The following is a 12,512-nucleotide window of genomic DNA, read 5'->3' on the forward strand; positions in this document are numbered from 1 at the left end:
CAAGAGCGGTGTTTTGGTAGATCGATCGCAATCACTTCGCTCGCTTGGCCTGATCTAAATAGGCTAGCCGCTAGGTTTTCGACACCTTGTGGTTTCGTACGCTCTGAAATACCAACCAGTACCGCACCTTTACCGATAACCAGTACGTCACCGCCTTCAATGTTAGCGTTGTCGTAGTGAAGGTCTTCGTCACCAAAGTACTTAATGAAATCTTGGCCTGCGAACACTGGGTGCCAGCGGTAGATAGCACGCAGGTGGTTCGTTTCACGTTGACGTGCAGGCTTCATCATTGGGTTAAGCGATACACCACCGTAAACCCAGCAAGAAGTATCTCGCGTAAATAGGTGGTTAGGCAGTGGCTCGATAACGAAATCGAGTGGTCGATGCATTTTAGGCAGCATCGATGATGATTTGATAGGAAGCTCAGAGTAGGCCAAGCCACCGAGTAAGATCGTTGCTAGATGCTCATTATCCATTTGAGCAAGGTAGTTTCTTAAGTCACGGGCGAAAGTCGGCCCATAACGGAAATCTGAGATTTGAGTATTCAGCAACCACTCACGAGCCTGAGATACGGCAAGCGTTTCTACTAGCAGGTCATGCAGCAGTAGTACTTCTACGTCTTGGCTGCGCAGCGTTTCTGCAAAGGCATCATGTTCTTCACCAGCGGCTTCAACGGCAAGTACATCATCAAATAGAAGCTCATGACAGTTTGAAGGGGTGAGGTGGGTGAGTGCTCTTTCAGGTCTATTTAGGAGAACTCGTCTCAATTGACCGACTTCGGAGCCAACGTACAGCTTACTCATTTTGCATCCTTACTATTAATCCAGCGTCTATTTATGACAAGCTTGTCCGTAATATGCAAGTTTTGTAGATTGAGTTAATACAAGGTATTTGGGTAATAATTGGTCATAAAACCTGTGATTTTTAAGTTTATACAGATTAAATTCCAACTAACTGGCTATCGAACGGAACAACGTTTTTGAGGATCTATGCTCAATTCGTGGCTTGTTAGAATTGAATTTTGCTTATTAATCGTGATTTTTTATTCACTATTATGCACTTTTTGATAACAAGCTGAGGATTTATGCACCCCAAAAGCGGTTTAGCGTATGCACCTAACGTGACTAATCACGCAAGTTTTATTCAATAAGCCCTAAAGTGGCCACAAAAACGAAATGCTAAAATACGGCGTAGTTAATAAAATGTTGAAAATTTGTTTCTGTGATTTTGATTTCACTTTTGAATTGATATTGGCGCTGCGATCTCGCGATAAACTTACCTTTCTAGGCCTGATCTGGGTGGCTTTTCTGGACGATCCGTGCCATATTTCGTGACAATCAAATTTGATCTTTTCATAGTCAACACTCTGGAGCAGACACATGTCTCACGAAGATGAATATCTATCAGTAGCGGAATTAATTGAATTTCAAAAGGAAGAGACTCGCGACATCATTACAGCATTAATTGAAGATGGTAGCGATCCTGAAGCTCTATACGATATCGAGCATCACCTATTTGCTGAAGATTTCGATGTGCTTGAGAAAGCGGTTGTTGAAGCATTCAAAATGGGCTTTGAAGTGCTTGAAGCTGAAGAGACAGAAGACGAAGATGGCAATAAGCTACTTTGTTGTGATGCAACGATGCAATGTACTCTGAATGCAGAAGCGATTGATGAGCAAGTTGAGAAGCTTGTAAACCTTGCAGAGAAGTTTGACATTATCTACGACGGTTGGGGCACTTACTACGAAGGTGAAGATGCTATCTACCCAGACGAAGATGATGAAGGCGAAGAGTAATTCTTTCCCAATTTTAAAAAATGCCAGCCTCGAGCTGGCATTTTTTTACCCTCAGAAAAATAAATGTCTTTATATGCATTCATTCATTATAATGCGGTCAAAATTGATCTAGCTCAAGGAATGATATGCGGTTGCTTCTCGATGGTCTTTGGCAAATTTCGCCACTGACGGATCTCTCTATCCCACAAGATGACATCACCTTTCCGGCTCCGTTAAGCTCAAAGCTCCCTGATAGCTTGAGTGAAAGTCAAATTGCAGAGCAAGAGTGGCACCTGATGCACGACATCGAAGTGGATGACGCTATGTTAGCGTGTCCATTTGTTGAGTTAGTGATGGCTGGAGTCGATTATTTTGCTGAAGTTCGACTTAATGGTGTGGCTGTTTTTGATTGTGATGGTAGCCAAGCTGAATACCGTAAAGATATCCGTCCTTATATGCAGTCCGGCCGAAACCGTTTCGAGATCCTTTTCCTTGAAGAAGAGGAGAGCCTATTGCTTGAAGAAGACATGGATGACTCTGTATCTTCACAGGCTATCGCTAAATCTGATTCACGCATCGGGATTTGGCAAGCGCCATACCTGCAGTTCGTTCGAAACGTCAAGCTAGAGCAAGTTGTCACAGAGCAGATCTGGCACCACGGTGGTGGCTGTGAGTTTAAAGTGGATGTTATCTATCAAACGCTAAAGGCGGGGTTAGTATCGGCATCCATCAAGTTTAATGGTATGACTCTCGTGATGCCGATTGATGTACGCGCTGAACATACTGGCGTCGTGTTCCAGGTCGAAGCTCCTATCATTTTTGATATTGAGAATCCTAACCCCAAGTATCTATACCCATTAGAAGTGGTACTTGATGGGCAAGAAGAGAGTTCTTTTGTTGCCTTGAACCCAACTTCTTGCGTCAGTAACTTTCTACGTTAACTCCGTATATTTTAGCGTTATCTTCTTTCGCTATAGCGGCGCATTCTGCTTATAACGACTTGGCCATGACAACCTCACAAGCGTCGTGGCCTGTTTCTCCCCAAGCTGACTCAAGATGCTCAAACCCAAGCTTCTCATAGAGTTTGACCGCAGCACCCAAGCACTTCGTCGTTTCTAAATACATGTGTTGATACCCAAGTTGCTTGGCTTGCTTTAAGCTCAAAGCGACAATTCGCTTGGCTAGGCCATGCCCTCGAGTTTGCGGTAAGAAGTACATCTTTTGTAGCTCACACACATTGGGTTTACCTGCTAGAGGGGCAAAGCCACCGCCTCCGACGATCTTTCCGTTGTGTTCGATAACCCAGTACATTGCATTCGCTTGGCTATAGACAGAGTACATATCATCGAGTGTTGGGTCGGCTACGCCATAACCTTTATCTTCTGTGAGTCCATGCTCAGCCGAAACTTGGCGAATGATTTGTGCGATGCTTGGGTTGTCTTGCGGTGTAATGGGTCTAAGGGTGAACTCAGCAATTTGTTCCATGATCTGCCTATGAAAGGGTCACTAATATGTGACCCAATATATGGTGACTAAGCATGTTGGTGCAAACAGAATTGTTGTTGTGCCATTTGGTCGCCTGATTTACGTAACCAGACTTTCTCGTGGAAGTAGTAAGCAACGGTATTTAAAGTTGGCTCTAGCAAAGCCATCACGCCGCCTATGAAAGCATCTCCAGTCAACAAGTAGACAACGGTAAAGGCAACACTAAAGTGGATGGTAGCAAAGCTTGCTGTTTTTAATTTGGTCATCCACTGGCGAGCTTTAAGAGCTGGAACTTGAGCCCACGCCTTTTCATGAAAATAGAAGGCAACAGTATTCACAGAGGGCTCAATCATAGCGATTAAGCTACCAATTAAGATGTCGCCTGTTAGTACATAAGCGACACTAAATGCGATAGTAAAATGTAATGCAGCAAAGGTTAGTGTCTTTTTCATGATAATTACTCAGTCGTTGTGTTGTTTTGATAGGTCTATTATTGAGAATTATTATCATTAAGTATAATGGGAAGTAGAGATTAATTTGATAGATGAAACCTATCAATCAGTGCGGCTAGAGTGAGAAGCATTGGAATATTGGAATCAGGGACATAAAAAAAGGCTGGTCACCAAGACCAACCTTTCTATTTAGACCGAGAAGTTTGAAGCCTTCTCGTTCACTCGGTTTTAAAGCGCAGCGATTGTCGCTTTTTGCTCTTCAAGCTTAACAAGAGTTTCCTTGTAGCCTTCAAGCTTTTCACGCTCTTTCGCGATAACTGCTTCTGGTGCTTTAGCAACGAAACCTTCGTTACCTAGCTTACCTTCGATACGTTTAATCTCGCCGTGAGTCTTAGCGACTTCTTTATCTAGACGAGCAAGCTCTGCATCTTTGTCGATAAGACCCGCCATGGGGATCATCAACTCAGATTTGCCAACCAGTTTAGTTGCACAAGCAGGAGTATCTTCACCATCAGCTAGAACTTTAATATCGTCTAGCTTAGCTAGAGAAGTAAGAACGATCTTGTTCGCTTCGATACGAGCGGCATCTTTCTCATCAGCAACCTTGATCATTACTTCTAAGCCTTGGCTTGGTGCAATGTCGTATTCCGCACGTAGGTTACGGATAGCAGTGATGAAAGTCTTAACCCATTCGATGTCGTCAACGATCTCAGCATTGAAGTTAGCTTCATTAAACTGAGGAAGCGCTTGAGTCATGATTGTCTCGCCTTCAACGCCGTCTACTAGCGGCTTAACGCTCTGCCAGATAGATTCAGTGATGTAAGGAAGAACAGGGTGAGCAAGACGCAGAGTCTTCTCAAGAACCGTGATAAGCGTGTAACGAGTCGCTTGTTGTTGAGCTTCAGTACCTTTCCAAAGAACAGGTTTAGTTAGCTCCAAGTACCAGTCACAGAATTGGTTCCAGATGAATTCGTAAAGCGTGTTTGCTGCCATGTCTAGACGGTAGTTGTCTAGGTGAGCATTAAACTCTTTCGCTGCAACTTCAAACTGAGACTCAATCCACTTATCGGCTAGAGAGAATTCCATGTTTGCACGGTCTTCTACAGACAGTGACATGCCACAGTCGTGCTCTTCTGTGTTCATCAGTACGTAACGGCTTGCGTTCCATAGCTTGTTACAGAAGTTACGGTAACCTTCAAGACGCTTCATGTCCCAGTTGATGTCACGGCCAGTTGAAGCCATAGCAGCAAGAGTGAAACGCAGTGCGTCAGTACCGTAGGGTTCGATACCGTTTTCGAATGTTTTACGTGTGTTCTTTTCGATCTTAGCAGCCAGTTTAGGTTGCATCATGTTGCCACAACGCTTCTCTACTAGCTCTTCAAGGCCGATGCCGTCAATCATGTCGATTGGGTCAAGTACGTTACCTTTCGACTTAGACATCTTATCGCCGTTTTCATCACGGATAAGACCTGTCATGTAAACAGTTTTGAAAGGTACTTGAGCCTTGCCATCTTCGTCTTTCACGAAGTGCATGGTCATCATGATCATACGAGCAACCCAGAAGAAGATAATATCAAAACCAGATACTAGTACTTCAGATGGGTGGAATGTTTTCAGTGCTTCAGTATCTTCAGGCCAGCCTTGTGTGCCGAACGTCCAAAGTGCAGAAGAGAACCAAGTATCCAGTACGTCGTCGTCTTGCTTAAGCACAACAACAGGTGCTAGGTTGTTCTTTTCACGAACTTCTTCTTCAGTGCGACCTACGTAAACTTTACCATCGTTGTCGTACCATGCTGGGATACGGTGGCCCCACCAAAGTTGACGAGAGATACACCAGTCTTGCACGTCACGCATCCACGCGAAGTACATGTTTTCGTACTGCTTAGGTACGAATTGGATTTGACCATCTTCAACCGCTTTAACTGCAGGTTCTGCAAGAGGTGCTGTGCGCACGTACCATTGGTCAGTCAGCATTGGTTCGATAACCACGCCACCACGGTCGCCGTAAGGGACAGTCAGGTCGTGATCTTTGATCTCTTCAAGAAGACCAAGCTCATCGAATTCAGCAACGATAGCTTTACGTGCAGCAAAACGCTCCATACCTTGGTACTTAGCAGGGATACCTGTTGAGTAAACATCGCTTTCTTCGCCGTTAGTCGTGAAGACTTCAGCAGCATCACGGATATCAGCATTGAACGTTAGGATGTTGATCATCGGTAGGTTGTTGCGCTTACCCACTTCGTAATCGTTAAAGTCATGAGCTGGAGTGATCTTCACACAACCCGTGCCTTTTTCCATGTCTGCGTGCTCATCGCCTACGATAGGGATAAGACGGTTTACAACAGGAAGTAGGATTTCTTTGCCGATAAGATCTTTGTAACGAGGATCTTCTGGGTTAACAGCAACACCAGTATCGCCAAGCATGGTTTCAGGACGAGTCGTCGCAACAACGATGTAGTCTTTACCATCTGCCGTTTTGACACCGTTCGCTAGCGGGTAGCGGAAGTGCCACATGAAACCTTTTTTGTCTTTGTTTTCAACTTCAAGATCCGAGATTGCCGTGTGCAGTTTAGGATCCCAGTTTACTAGACGTTTACCACGGTAGATTAGGTCTTCTTCGTATAGACGAACAAACACTTCTTGAGTCGCAGCCGATAGGCCGTCATCCATAGTGAATCGTTCACGATCCCAATCTACAGATGCACCAAGACGACGAAGTTGTTGAGTGATCGTGCCACCTGATTCGCCTTTCCATTCCCAGATCTTGTCGATGAAAGCTTCACGGCCGTAGTCGTGTTTTGTTTTGCCTTCTTCGGCAGCAATCTTACGCTCAACAACCATTTGAGTTGCGATACCAGCGTGGTCAGTACCCACTTGCCAAAGCGTGTTTTTGCCTTTCATACGTTGAGCACGGATAAGCGTATCCATGATCGTATCTTGGAACGCGTGACCCATGTGTAGGCTGCCAGTGACGTTCGGTGGCGGGATCATGATGCTGTAAGCTTCTTTTGATGTGTCACCGTGTGGCTTAAAGTAGCCTTTCTCTTCCCAAGTCTTATACAGAGCTTGTTCGATTGATGTTGGGTTGTATGTCTTTTCCATAGTGCTCTTAAACGGATACTGTGAATGGTTAATCGTGGTCAAACTTCATAAGTGAAGCTTCTTGAATCTAAATCCAAAGATAGCTTTAACTATGAGGTTTGACTATGGATGTTGAATCTCGATAGTTTGTAGCTGATATCCAGCTTGACGGTAAATTTTATACCTTTCTCGAGCGAGTTGCTTAGCTTTTTCTTCGCAAGGGACGAAGTCTATCACCTGAGCAAAGGCGTTCGCAAAGGTTGTATGATTATCGGCCAGATTAATTACCAGCTGACGATTCCAATTGTGTTTTACACCTTGGTAGCCGATTTCAATGTTGGTTGAATATTTCGGCCCTTCGCCAACTAAGTTGTGCGCAATAAATTCGCTGGGTTCAACTTGCCAGAAAATCTCTGCGATACGCTCGGCATGTTCTTTGTCATTACAGTTGAGGTAAAGTTTAGCGCCTTGTTTCGCAAAGTGCTGAGCAAGAAACAGCACATAGTGAGCAAAACCTTCTTCACTGGCTTGCGGGCTGTCTGATGACACTATGTAAAACGTAGCTGTCTGCATGCTTAATACTCGAACTGGAAATCGTGGCTATTCATCTTACTGGGTCAATCGACTCTAACAAATAGCGCTTATTAAAAAAGGGCCCGTAGGCCCTTTTCATTATTTTGAAGATTGCTCTTCAGTCTCTTGGCCGCTGCGGTTCAATAAGAATTGGACTAGCATTGAGACAGGACGACCTGTCGAGCCTTTCGCTGCGCCTGACTTCCAAGCTGTACCAGCACTGTCGATGTGTGCCCAGTGGTACTTCTTAGTGAATTTAGACAGGAAACAACCAGCAGTGATTGTGCCGCCAGGACGGCCACCGATGTTCGCCATATCAGCGAATGGGCTGTTTAGCTGCTCATGGTACTCGTCTGCCATTGGTAGACGCCATGCACGGTCACTTGCTTGCTCTGAAGCATTAACAAGTTCGTGAGAAAGTGGGTTGTGGTTCGATAGAACGCCACTGATGTGGTGACCTAGAGCGATAACACATGCGCCAGTTAGCGTAGCAACATCGACAACACAGTCAGGTTCAAAACGCTCAACGTAAGTTAGAGCATCACATAGAACCAAGCGACCTTCAGCATCAGTGTTGAGTACTTCAACCGTTTGGCCTGACATTGTCGTTAGGATATCACCTGGACGGTAAGCATTGCTGCCCGGCATGTTTTCACAACCGGCTAGGATACCAACCACGTTAATAGGCAGGTTCAGCTTAGCCAGTGCTTTCATTGTACCGAATACAGACGCCGCACCACACATGTCGTACTTCATCTCATCCATGCCTTCACCAGGCTTAAGCGAGATACCGCCTGAATCGAAAGTCAGACCTTTACCTACTAATACAATCGGCTTCGCATCTGGATCCGGAGCGCCTTTGTATTCCATGATAGACATCATCGATTCATTTTTAGAGCCACGGCCAACTGCTAGGTATGATGTCATACCCAGTTTTTCCATCTCTTCTTCGCCAATGATCTTAGTCTTCACTGTCTCGTAATCGTCGGCTAAACGACGAGCTTGAGAAGCAAGGTAAGCAGGGTTTGCGATGTTTGGTGGCATGTTGCCTAGATCTTTAGACGCTTTTACACCTGAAGCAATAGCAAGGCCGTGAGAGATTGCTTTCTCACCCAGGCTCAATTCGCGACGTGTTGGTACATTGAATACCAATTTACGTAGTGGGCGACGAGTCTCTGGCTTGTTGCTCTTGAATTGGTCAAATGTGTAAAGACCATCTTTAGTCGCTTCTACCGCTTGGCGAACTTTCCAATAAGTGTCGCGACCTTTAACGTGAAGTTCTGTAAGGAAGCATACAGCTTCCATAGAACCTGTTTCGTTTAGTGTACTGATGGTTTTTTGGATAATTTCTTTGTATTGACGCTCGCCTAGCTCACGTTCTTTACCACAGCCTACCAGTAGAACACGTTCTGAAAGTACACCAGGTACTTGATGCAGTAGTAGCATCTGGCCAGGTTTACCCTCTAGATCACCGCGACGAAGCAGTGAACTAATGTAGCCATCGCTAATCTTATCTAATTGCTCGGCTACTGGAGAAAGGCGGCGCGGTTCGAATACACCGACAACGATACATGCGCTGCGCTGTTTCTCTGGGCTGCCACTTTTTACACTGAACTCCATGCGTACTCCTACATCCTGAAGACAAATCGAACTAAATGTTAGATAATGGGTTCTTACTTGTTGGATCCTATAATGGAACTAACCTTAAAGAAGAACGCTAACACTTAGCTAAAAATTTAAAAAAATAAAAGGTTCAACGGGAAATTATAGTGATTCAATCAAAAAAACAAGTTTTGTATAGGTAATTTGAGCGTGATTATTGTTAGATATTTGATCCGCGAGACAATCAAGAGCCAATTTGCGATCTTTTTTGTTCTCTTTCTCGTGTTTCTCAGCCAAAAATTCATCAGTGTTTTAGCGGATGCCTCTGATGGTGATATCCCTGCGAGTCTTATATTGTCGATTGTTGGCTTAAATATGCCAGCGATGGGCCTATTGATGCTTCCACTCAGTATCTATATTGGTATTTTGCTTACTTTTGGCCGCCTTTACGCTGAAAGTGAAATAGTGGTCATGAACGCCACCGGTATCGGTAATAAATTCCTGATCCAATCTGCGCTTTACCTCGCTTTAATTACGGCATCTGTTGCAGCCTTTAACTCATTTTGGTTATCTCCTTGGTCACAAGACAAAGTTGAACAAATGTATGAAGAAGTAGCTGCAGAGAACAGCGTTGATTTGCTACCAAAAGGTAAGTTTGAAGGTACGCCGGATGGCTCTTCTGTCGTGTTTATTGATGATATCGACGGTAATAAGTTAGAAAACGTGTTCGTAGCTCAAATGCGTCCGCGTGATTCTGTACTGCCAAGTGTGATGTTCTCGAAGTCAGGTGATGTAAAAGAGCTCAGTGATGGTCGCCAAGTGATCGTAATGTACGATGGTACTCGTCATGAAGGCATTCCAACTCGCCTCGACTACAGGGTGACGCACTTTGAAGAATACGAAGGCCTGATTGGTCAGCGTGAAGTTGAGAAGAAAGGTCGAGACTGGGAAGCGATCCCTACGCTTGAACTGATTGGTAACTCAAATAATAGTGCGAAAGCAGAGTTGCAGTGGCGTATTTCTTTGGTACTTTGTATTCCATTGTTGACCATGCTTGTCGTGCCACTGTCTGCGGTAAACCCTCGACAAGGTCGTTTTGCGAAAATCGGCCCAGCAATACTGATTTATCTCACCTATTTCTTAGCAATCAGTGCAACCAAGTCTTCAATCGAAGAGGGGAGCATTCCTGCGGTAATCGGCATGTGGCCAATCAATGCGTTATTGTTATTTGTCGCGATTGGTGCCAACTTTATGGATAGCGTGCCAGTAAGGCGTTTGAAAGAAAAATTCAAGAATAAGAGGTTGGCTTAAGCCGTGTTTAAGATTCTCGATTTATATATAGGCAGAACCATCATCGCAACGACGTCACTGGTATTGGTGACGTTTGTTGGTCTCTCTGGGATCATCAAATATGTAGAACAGCTAAGAAAAGTTGGCCGTGGTACATACGATCTATTACAAGCGCTGTATTTCGTTTTATTGAGTATCCCTCGTGATATCGAAATGTTCTTTCCAATGGCTGCATTGCTTGGCGCATTGATAGGGCTTGGTATGCTTGCTGCAAGTTCTGAGCTTGTCGTTATGCAGGCAGCTGGTTTCTCTAAGTTAGATATCGGCCTATCAGTACTTAAAACAGCTATTCCACTGATGATCGTGGTGACATTGCTTGGTCAATGGGGAGCACCTCAAGCGCAGAAAATGGCTCGTGATTTAAGAACTATCTCGATTGCTGGTGGTAATATTATTTCGACGCAAAGTGGTGTCTGGGCTCGTGATGCCAATGACTTCATCTTCATTGTCAAAATCGATGACCAGAAGCTATATGGAATGAACATGTGGCGCTTTGATGAAAACAAGGCACTTAAAACCGCTATTTATTCTGACGAAGTTGATTACGTTGGAGACAACGTGTGGACGATGAAGGATGTAGAGATCACGTCTTTTGAAAACGAACTTCAAATTACTAAAGAAAGTTTACCGACTTACTCTTGGGAAACGTCATTAGCTCCAGATAAGTTGGCGATAGTAACGGTTAAACCAGAAGAGCTATCGTTAAGTGGGTTGTATGATTATGTTTCTTATCTGAAGGCGTCAGAGCAAGATGCATCACGCTATGAATTGGCGCTGTGGAGAAAGATAACCCAGCCAATTTCGATCGCGGTTATGATGTTGATGGCACTGTCGTTTATCTTTGGTCCTTTGCGTAGTGTGACCATGGGTGCGAGGATTTTGTCAGGTGTTATTGCTGGCTTTACCTTCTATATATCCAGTGAGTTCTTTGGCCCAGTGAGTTTGGTTTATCAAATACCACCCGCCTTCGGCGCAATAGCCCCGAGCGTGGTGTTCCTTGGAATTGCCATCATGCTCTTGAGGCGGAAACTGTAAATAGTAAAAAGGAAGGCATAACGCCTTCCTTTTTTGATCTTGATTGGAGCTAACTTAAATCACATTATCGTGCTTGTGGTAACACAACGACTTCGGTCTTTGCCCAGATATCGTGAAAGCCACGTTTTTCAGGATCGAATGGAACACATAGGTTTGCCAGTCCAAAACCTGAAGTACCTAAACGAATCAGCGCCTGAGTTACTGTGATCGCTGAGCCATCTTTGTTTTGAACGCGCAGCTTCCAAGCTCTCATGCCGAGAGTTTGACCAGCTCTAGTCCAGAAGAACACGAAGAAATATACCCAAACGGCGAATAAGTAAAAGGTATATGCAGGGCTCCAAATCGGATGGTTGGTTAAGAAGTCACTAACATCGGCATAACCGCTGTGGTTAAAAATGCCGAGAGCCATGAGCGCGTGCAGTAGAGCGACAATGACGCCAGCCGCCAACATTTCAATAGCGATTACGATCAGAGCGTCGTAGAACAAGGCACCAAATCGGCGCATGACTCCTGCTGGTGGCAGAGTGTTTGTTGATGTCATGTGTTATTACTTCTTTAAAAATTGAGGCGTCAGAATATAGTTTAAGGCTTAGCCTGAAAAGAGACATGACGCACAGCTTATGACTTAGTGGCGAAATTATCGGCAAACACACATGAATTCAAGTTTTTATACTTGCCACATCAGTTCGCATACGTATAATGCCAAACATCGAAAGGGCAATGCCCCAAGATAATGCCGGTATGGTGAAATTGGTATACACGACGGATTCAAAATCCGTTGCCTTCGGGCGTGGCGGTTCAAGTCCGCCTACCGGTACCATATTTAAATGACAAAGCCTCGACGAAAGTCGGGGCTTTGTTGTATCTGGGATATAGGAAGCGTTGCCTTCGCGGTGGCGGCAGGAATGCCTGTCCAATCAGTCCGCCTACCGGTACCAAACATAGAAAGGTCGCTTTTATAGCGACCTTTCGTCGTTTTGGGCGTTTGTGAATTTTAAATCCAGCGTGTCGGCTTGGATGCAAGCCCAGTCAAGTCACCTACCGGCACCATATTTAAATGACAAAGCCTAGATGAAAATCGGGGCTTTGTTGTATCTGGGGTATAGGAAGCATTGCCTTCACGGTGGCGGCAAGAATGCCTGTCCAATCAGTCCGCCTA

General features: G+C 44.7%; 11 protein-coding genes and 1 tRNA gene. 5 read left to right on the forward strand and 7 right to left on the reverse strand.

Annotation, left to right across the window (positions count from 1 at the left end; translation table 11 throughout):
- Positions 1 to 803, reverse strand: an 803-nt coding sequence (locus AB4517_RS20530; protein WP_372149710.1) for an arginine deiminase family protein, incomplete at its 3' end; no start/stop codon positions are given.
- A 576-nt stretch (positions 804 to 1,379) separates the two neighbouring features.
- Here AB4517_RS20530 and rraB point away from each other — a divergent pair.
- Positions 1,380 to 1,796, forward strand: a complete 417-nt coding sequence (gene rraB, locus AB4517_RS20535) for a ribonuclease E inhibitor RraB (RefSeq protein ID WP_017058930.1) — start codon at positions 1,380 to 1,382, stop codon at positions 1,794 to 1,796.
- A 125-nt stretch (positions 1,797 to 1,921) separates the two neighbouring features.
- Positions 1,922 to 2,716, forward strand: coding sequence for a glycosyl hydrolase 2 galactose-binding domain-containing protein (locus tag AB4517_RS20540; RefSeq protein ID WP_017058931.1), 795 nt, complete (start codon positions 1,922 to 1,924; stop codon positions 2,714 to 2,716).
- Positions 2,717 to 2,765: 49 nt separating this feature from the next.
- Here the strand turns inward: AB4517_RS20540 and AB4517_RS20545 are convergent, their stop codons facing one another.
- The 5 genes from AB4517_RS20545 to pepA form a co-directional block, all read right to left on the reverse strand.
- Positions 2,766 to 3,260: a GNAT family N-acetyltransferase gene (locus AB4517_RS20545; RefSeq protein ID WP_017066666.1), complete on the reverse strand. Its 495-nt coding sequence runs from the start codon at positions 3,258 to 3,260 to the stop codon at positions 2,766 to 2,768.
- Positions 3,261 to 3,307: 47 nt separating this feature from the next.
- Positions 3,308 to 3,712 carry a DUF2061 domain-containing protein gene (locus AB4517_RS20550; protein ID WP_017058933.1) on the reverse strand — a complete coding sequence of 135 codons (405 nt, stop codon included), beginning with the start codon at positions 3,710 to 3,712 and terminating at the stop codon, positions 3,308 to 3,310.
- A gap of 228 nt (positions 3,713 to 3,940) precedes the next feature.
- Positions 3,941 to 6,814 (reverse strand): valine--tRNA ligase, encoded by a 2,874-nt coding sequence (locus tag AB4517_RS20555; protein WP_372149712.1) that lies wholly within the window; start codon positions 6,812 to 6,814, stop codon positions 3,941 to 3,943.
- 102 nt (positions 6,815 to 6,916) lie between these two features.
- On the reverse strand, positions 6,917 to 7,366 hold the full coding sequence (locus tag AB4517_RS20560; RefSeq protein ID WP_017055302.1) for a DNA polymerase III subunit chi: 450 nt from the start codon (positions 7,364 to 7,366) through the stop codon (positions 6,917 to 6,919).
- A gap of 99 nt (positions 7,367 to 7,465) precedes the next feature.
- The gene (pepA, locus tag AB4517_RS20565; RefSeq protein WP_017058936.1) at positions 7,466 to 8,986 is read right to left on the reverse strand and encodes a leucyl aminopeptidase; all 1,521 of its coding nucleotides are present in this window, start codon (positions 8,984 to 8,986) and stop codon (positions 7,466 to 7,468) included.
- Between the two features lie 192 nt (positions 8,987 to 9,178).
- Here pepA and lptF point away from each other — a divergent pair, with 192 nt between their 5' ends.
- Both lptF and lptG read left to right on the forward strand, forming a co-directional pair.
- Positions 9,179 to 10,279, forward strand: a complete 1,101-nt coding sequence (gene lptF, locus AB4517_RS20570) for an LPS export ABC transporter permease LptF (protein ID WP_017058937.1) — start codon at positions 9,179 to 9,181, stop codon at positions 10,277 to 10,279.
- A 3-nt stretch (positions 10,280 to 10,282) separates the two neighbouring features.
- Positions 10,283 to 11,353: an LPS export ABC transporter permease LptG gene (lptG, locus tag AB4517_RS20575; protein WP_017058938.1), complete on the forward strand. Its 1,071-nt coding sequence runs from the start codon at positions 10,283 to 10,285 to the stop codon at positions 11,351 to 11,353.
- Between the two features lie 64 nt (positions 11,354 to 11,417).
- On the opposite strand, the gene AB4517_RS20580 is transcribed toward lptG, so the two are convergent.
- Positions 11,418 to 11,894, reverse strand: a complete 477-nt coding sequence (locus AB4517_RS20580) for an RDD family protein (RefSeq protein WP_372149714.1) — start codon at positions 11,892 to 11,894, stop codon at positions 11,418 to 11,420.
- Between the two features lie 194 nt (positions 11,895 to 12,088).
- Here AB4517_RS20580 and AB4517_RS20585 point away from each other — a divergent pair.
- Positions 12,089 to 12,173 (forward strand) — tRNA-Leu (locus AB4517_RS20585).
- Positions 12,174 to 12,512 lie beyond the last annotated feature (339 nt).

The organism is Vibrio sp. 10N.222.52.C3 (assembly GCF_041474195.1).
Lineage (GTDB): Bacteria > Pseudomonadota > Gammaproteobacteria > Enterobacterales > Vibrionaceae > Vibrio > Vibrio crassostreae_C.

Excerpts from the sequence above, each read along its gene's own strand:
- rraB (WP_017058930.1), top strand. The coding sequence starts at position 1,380 with ATGTCTCACGAAGATGAATATCTATCAGTAGCGGAATTAATTGAATTT.
- AB4517_RS20540 (WP_017058931.1), top strand. The coding sequence starts at position 1,922 with ATGCGGTTGCTTCTCGATGGTCTTTGGCAAATTTCGCCACTGACGGAT.
- AB4517_RS20545 (WP_017066666.1), bottom strand. The coding sequence starts at position 3,260 with ATGGAACAAATTGCTGAGTTCACCCTTAGACCCATTACACCGCAAGAC.
- AB4517_RS20550 (WP_017058933.1), bottom strand. The coding sequence starts at position 3,712 with ATGAAAAAGACACTAACCTTTGCTGCATTACATTTTACTATCGCATTT.
- AB4517_RS20555 (WP_372149712.1), bottom strand. The coding sequence starts at position 6,814 with ATGGAAAAGACATACAACCCAACATCAATCGAACAAGCTCTGTATAAG.
- AB4517_RS20560 (WP_017055302.1), bottom strand. The coding sequence starts at position 7,366 with ATGCAGACAGCTACGTTTTACATAGTGTCATCAGACAGCCCGCAAGCC.
- pepA (WP_017058936.1), bottom strand. The coding sequence starts at position 8,986 with ATGGAGTTCAGTGTAAAAAGTGGCAGCCCAGAGAAACAGCGCAGCGCA.
- AB4517_RS20580 (WP_372149714.1), bottom strand. The coding sequence starts at position 11,894 with ATGACATCAACAAACACTCTGCCACCAGCAGGAGTCATGCGCCGATTT.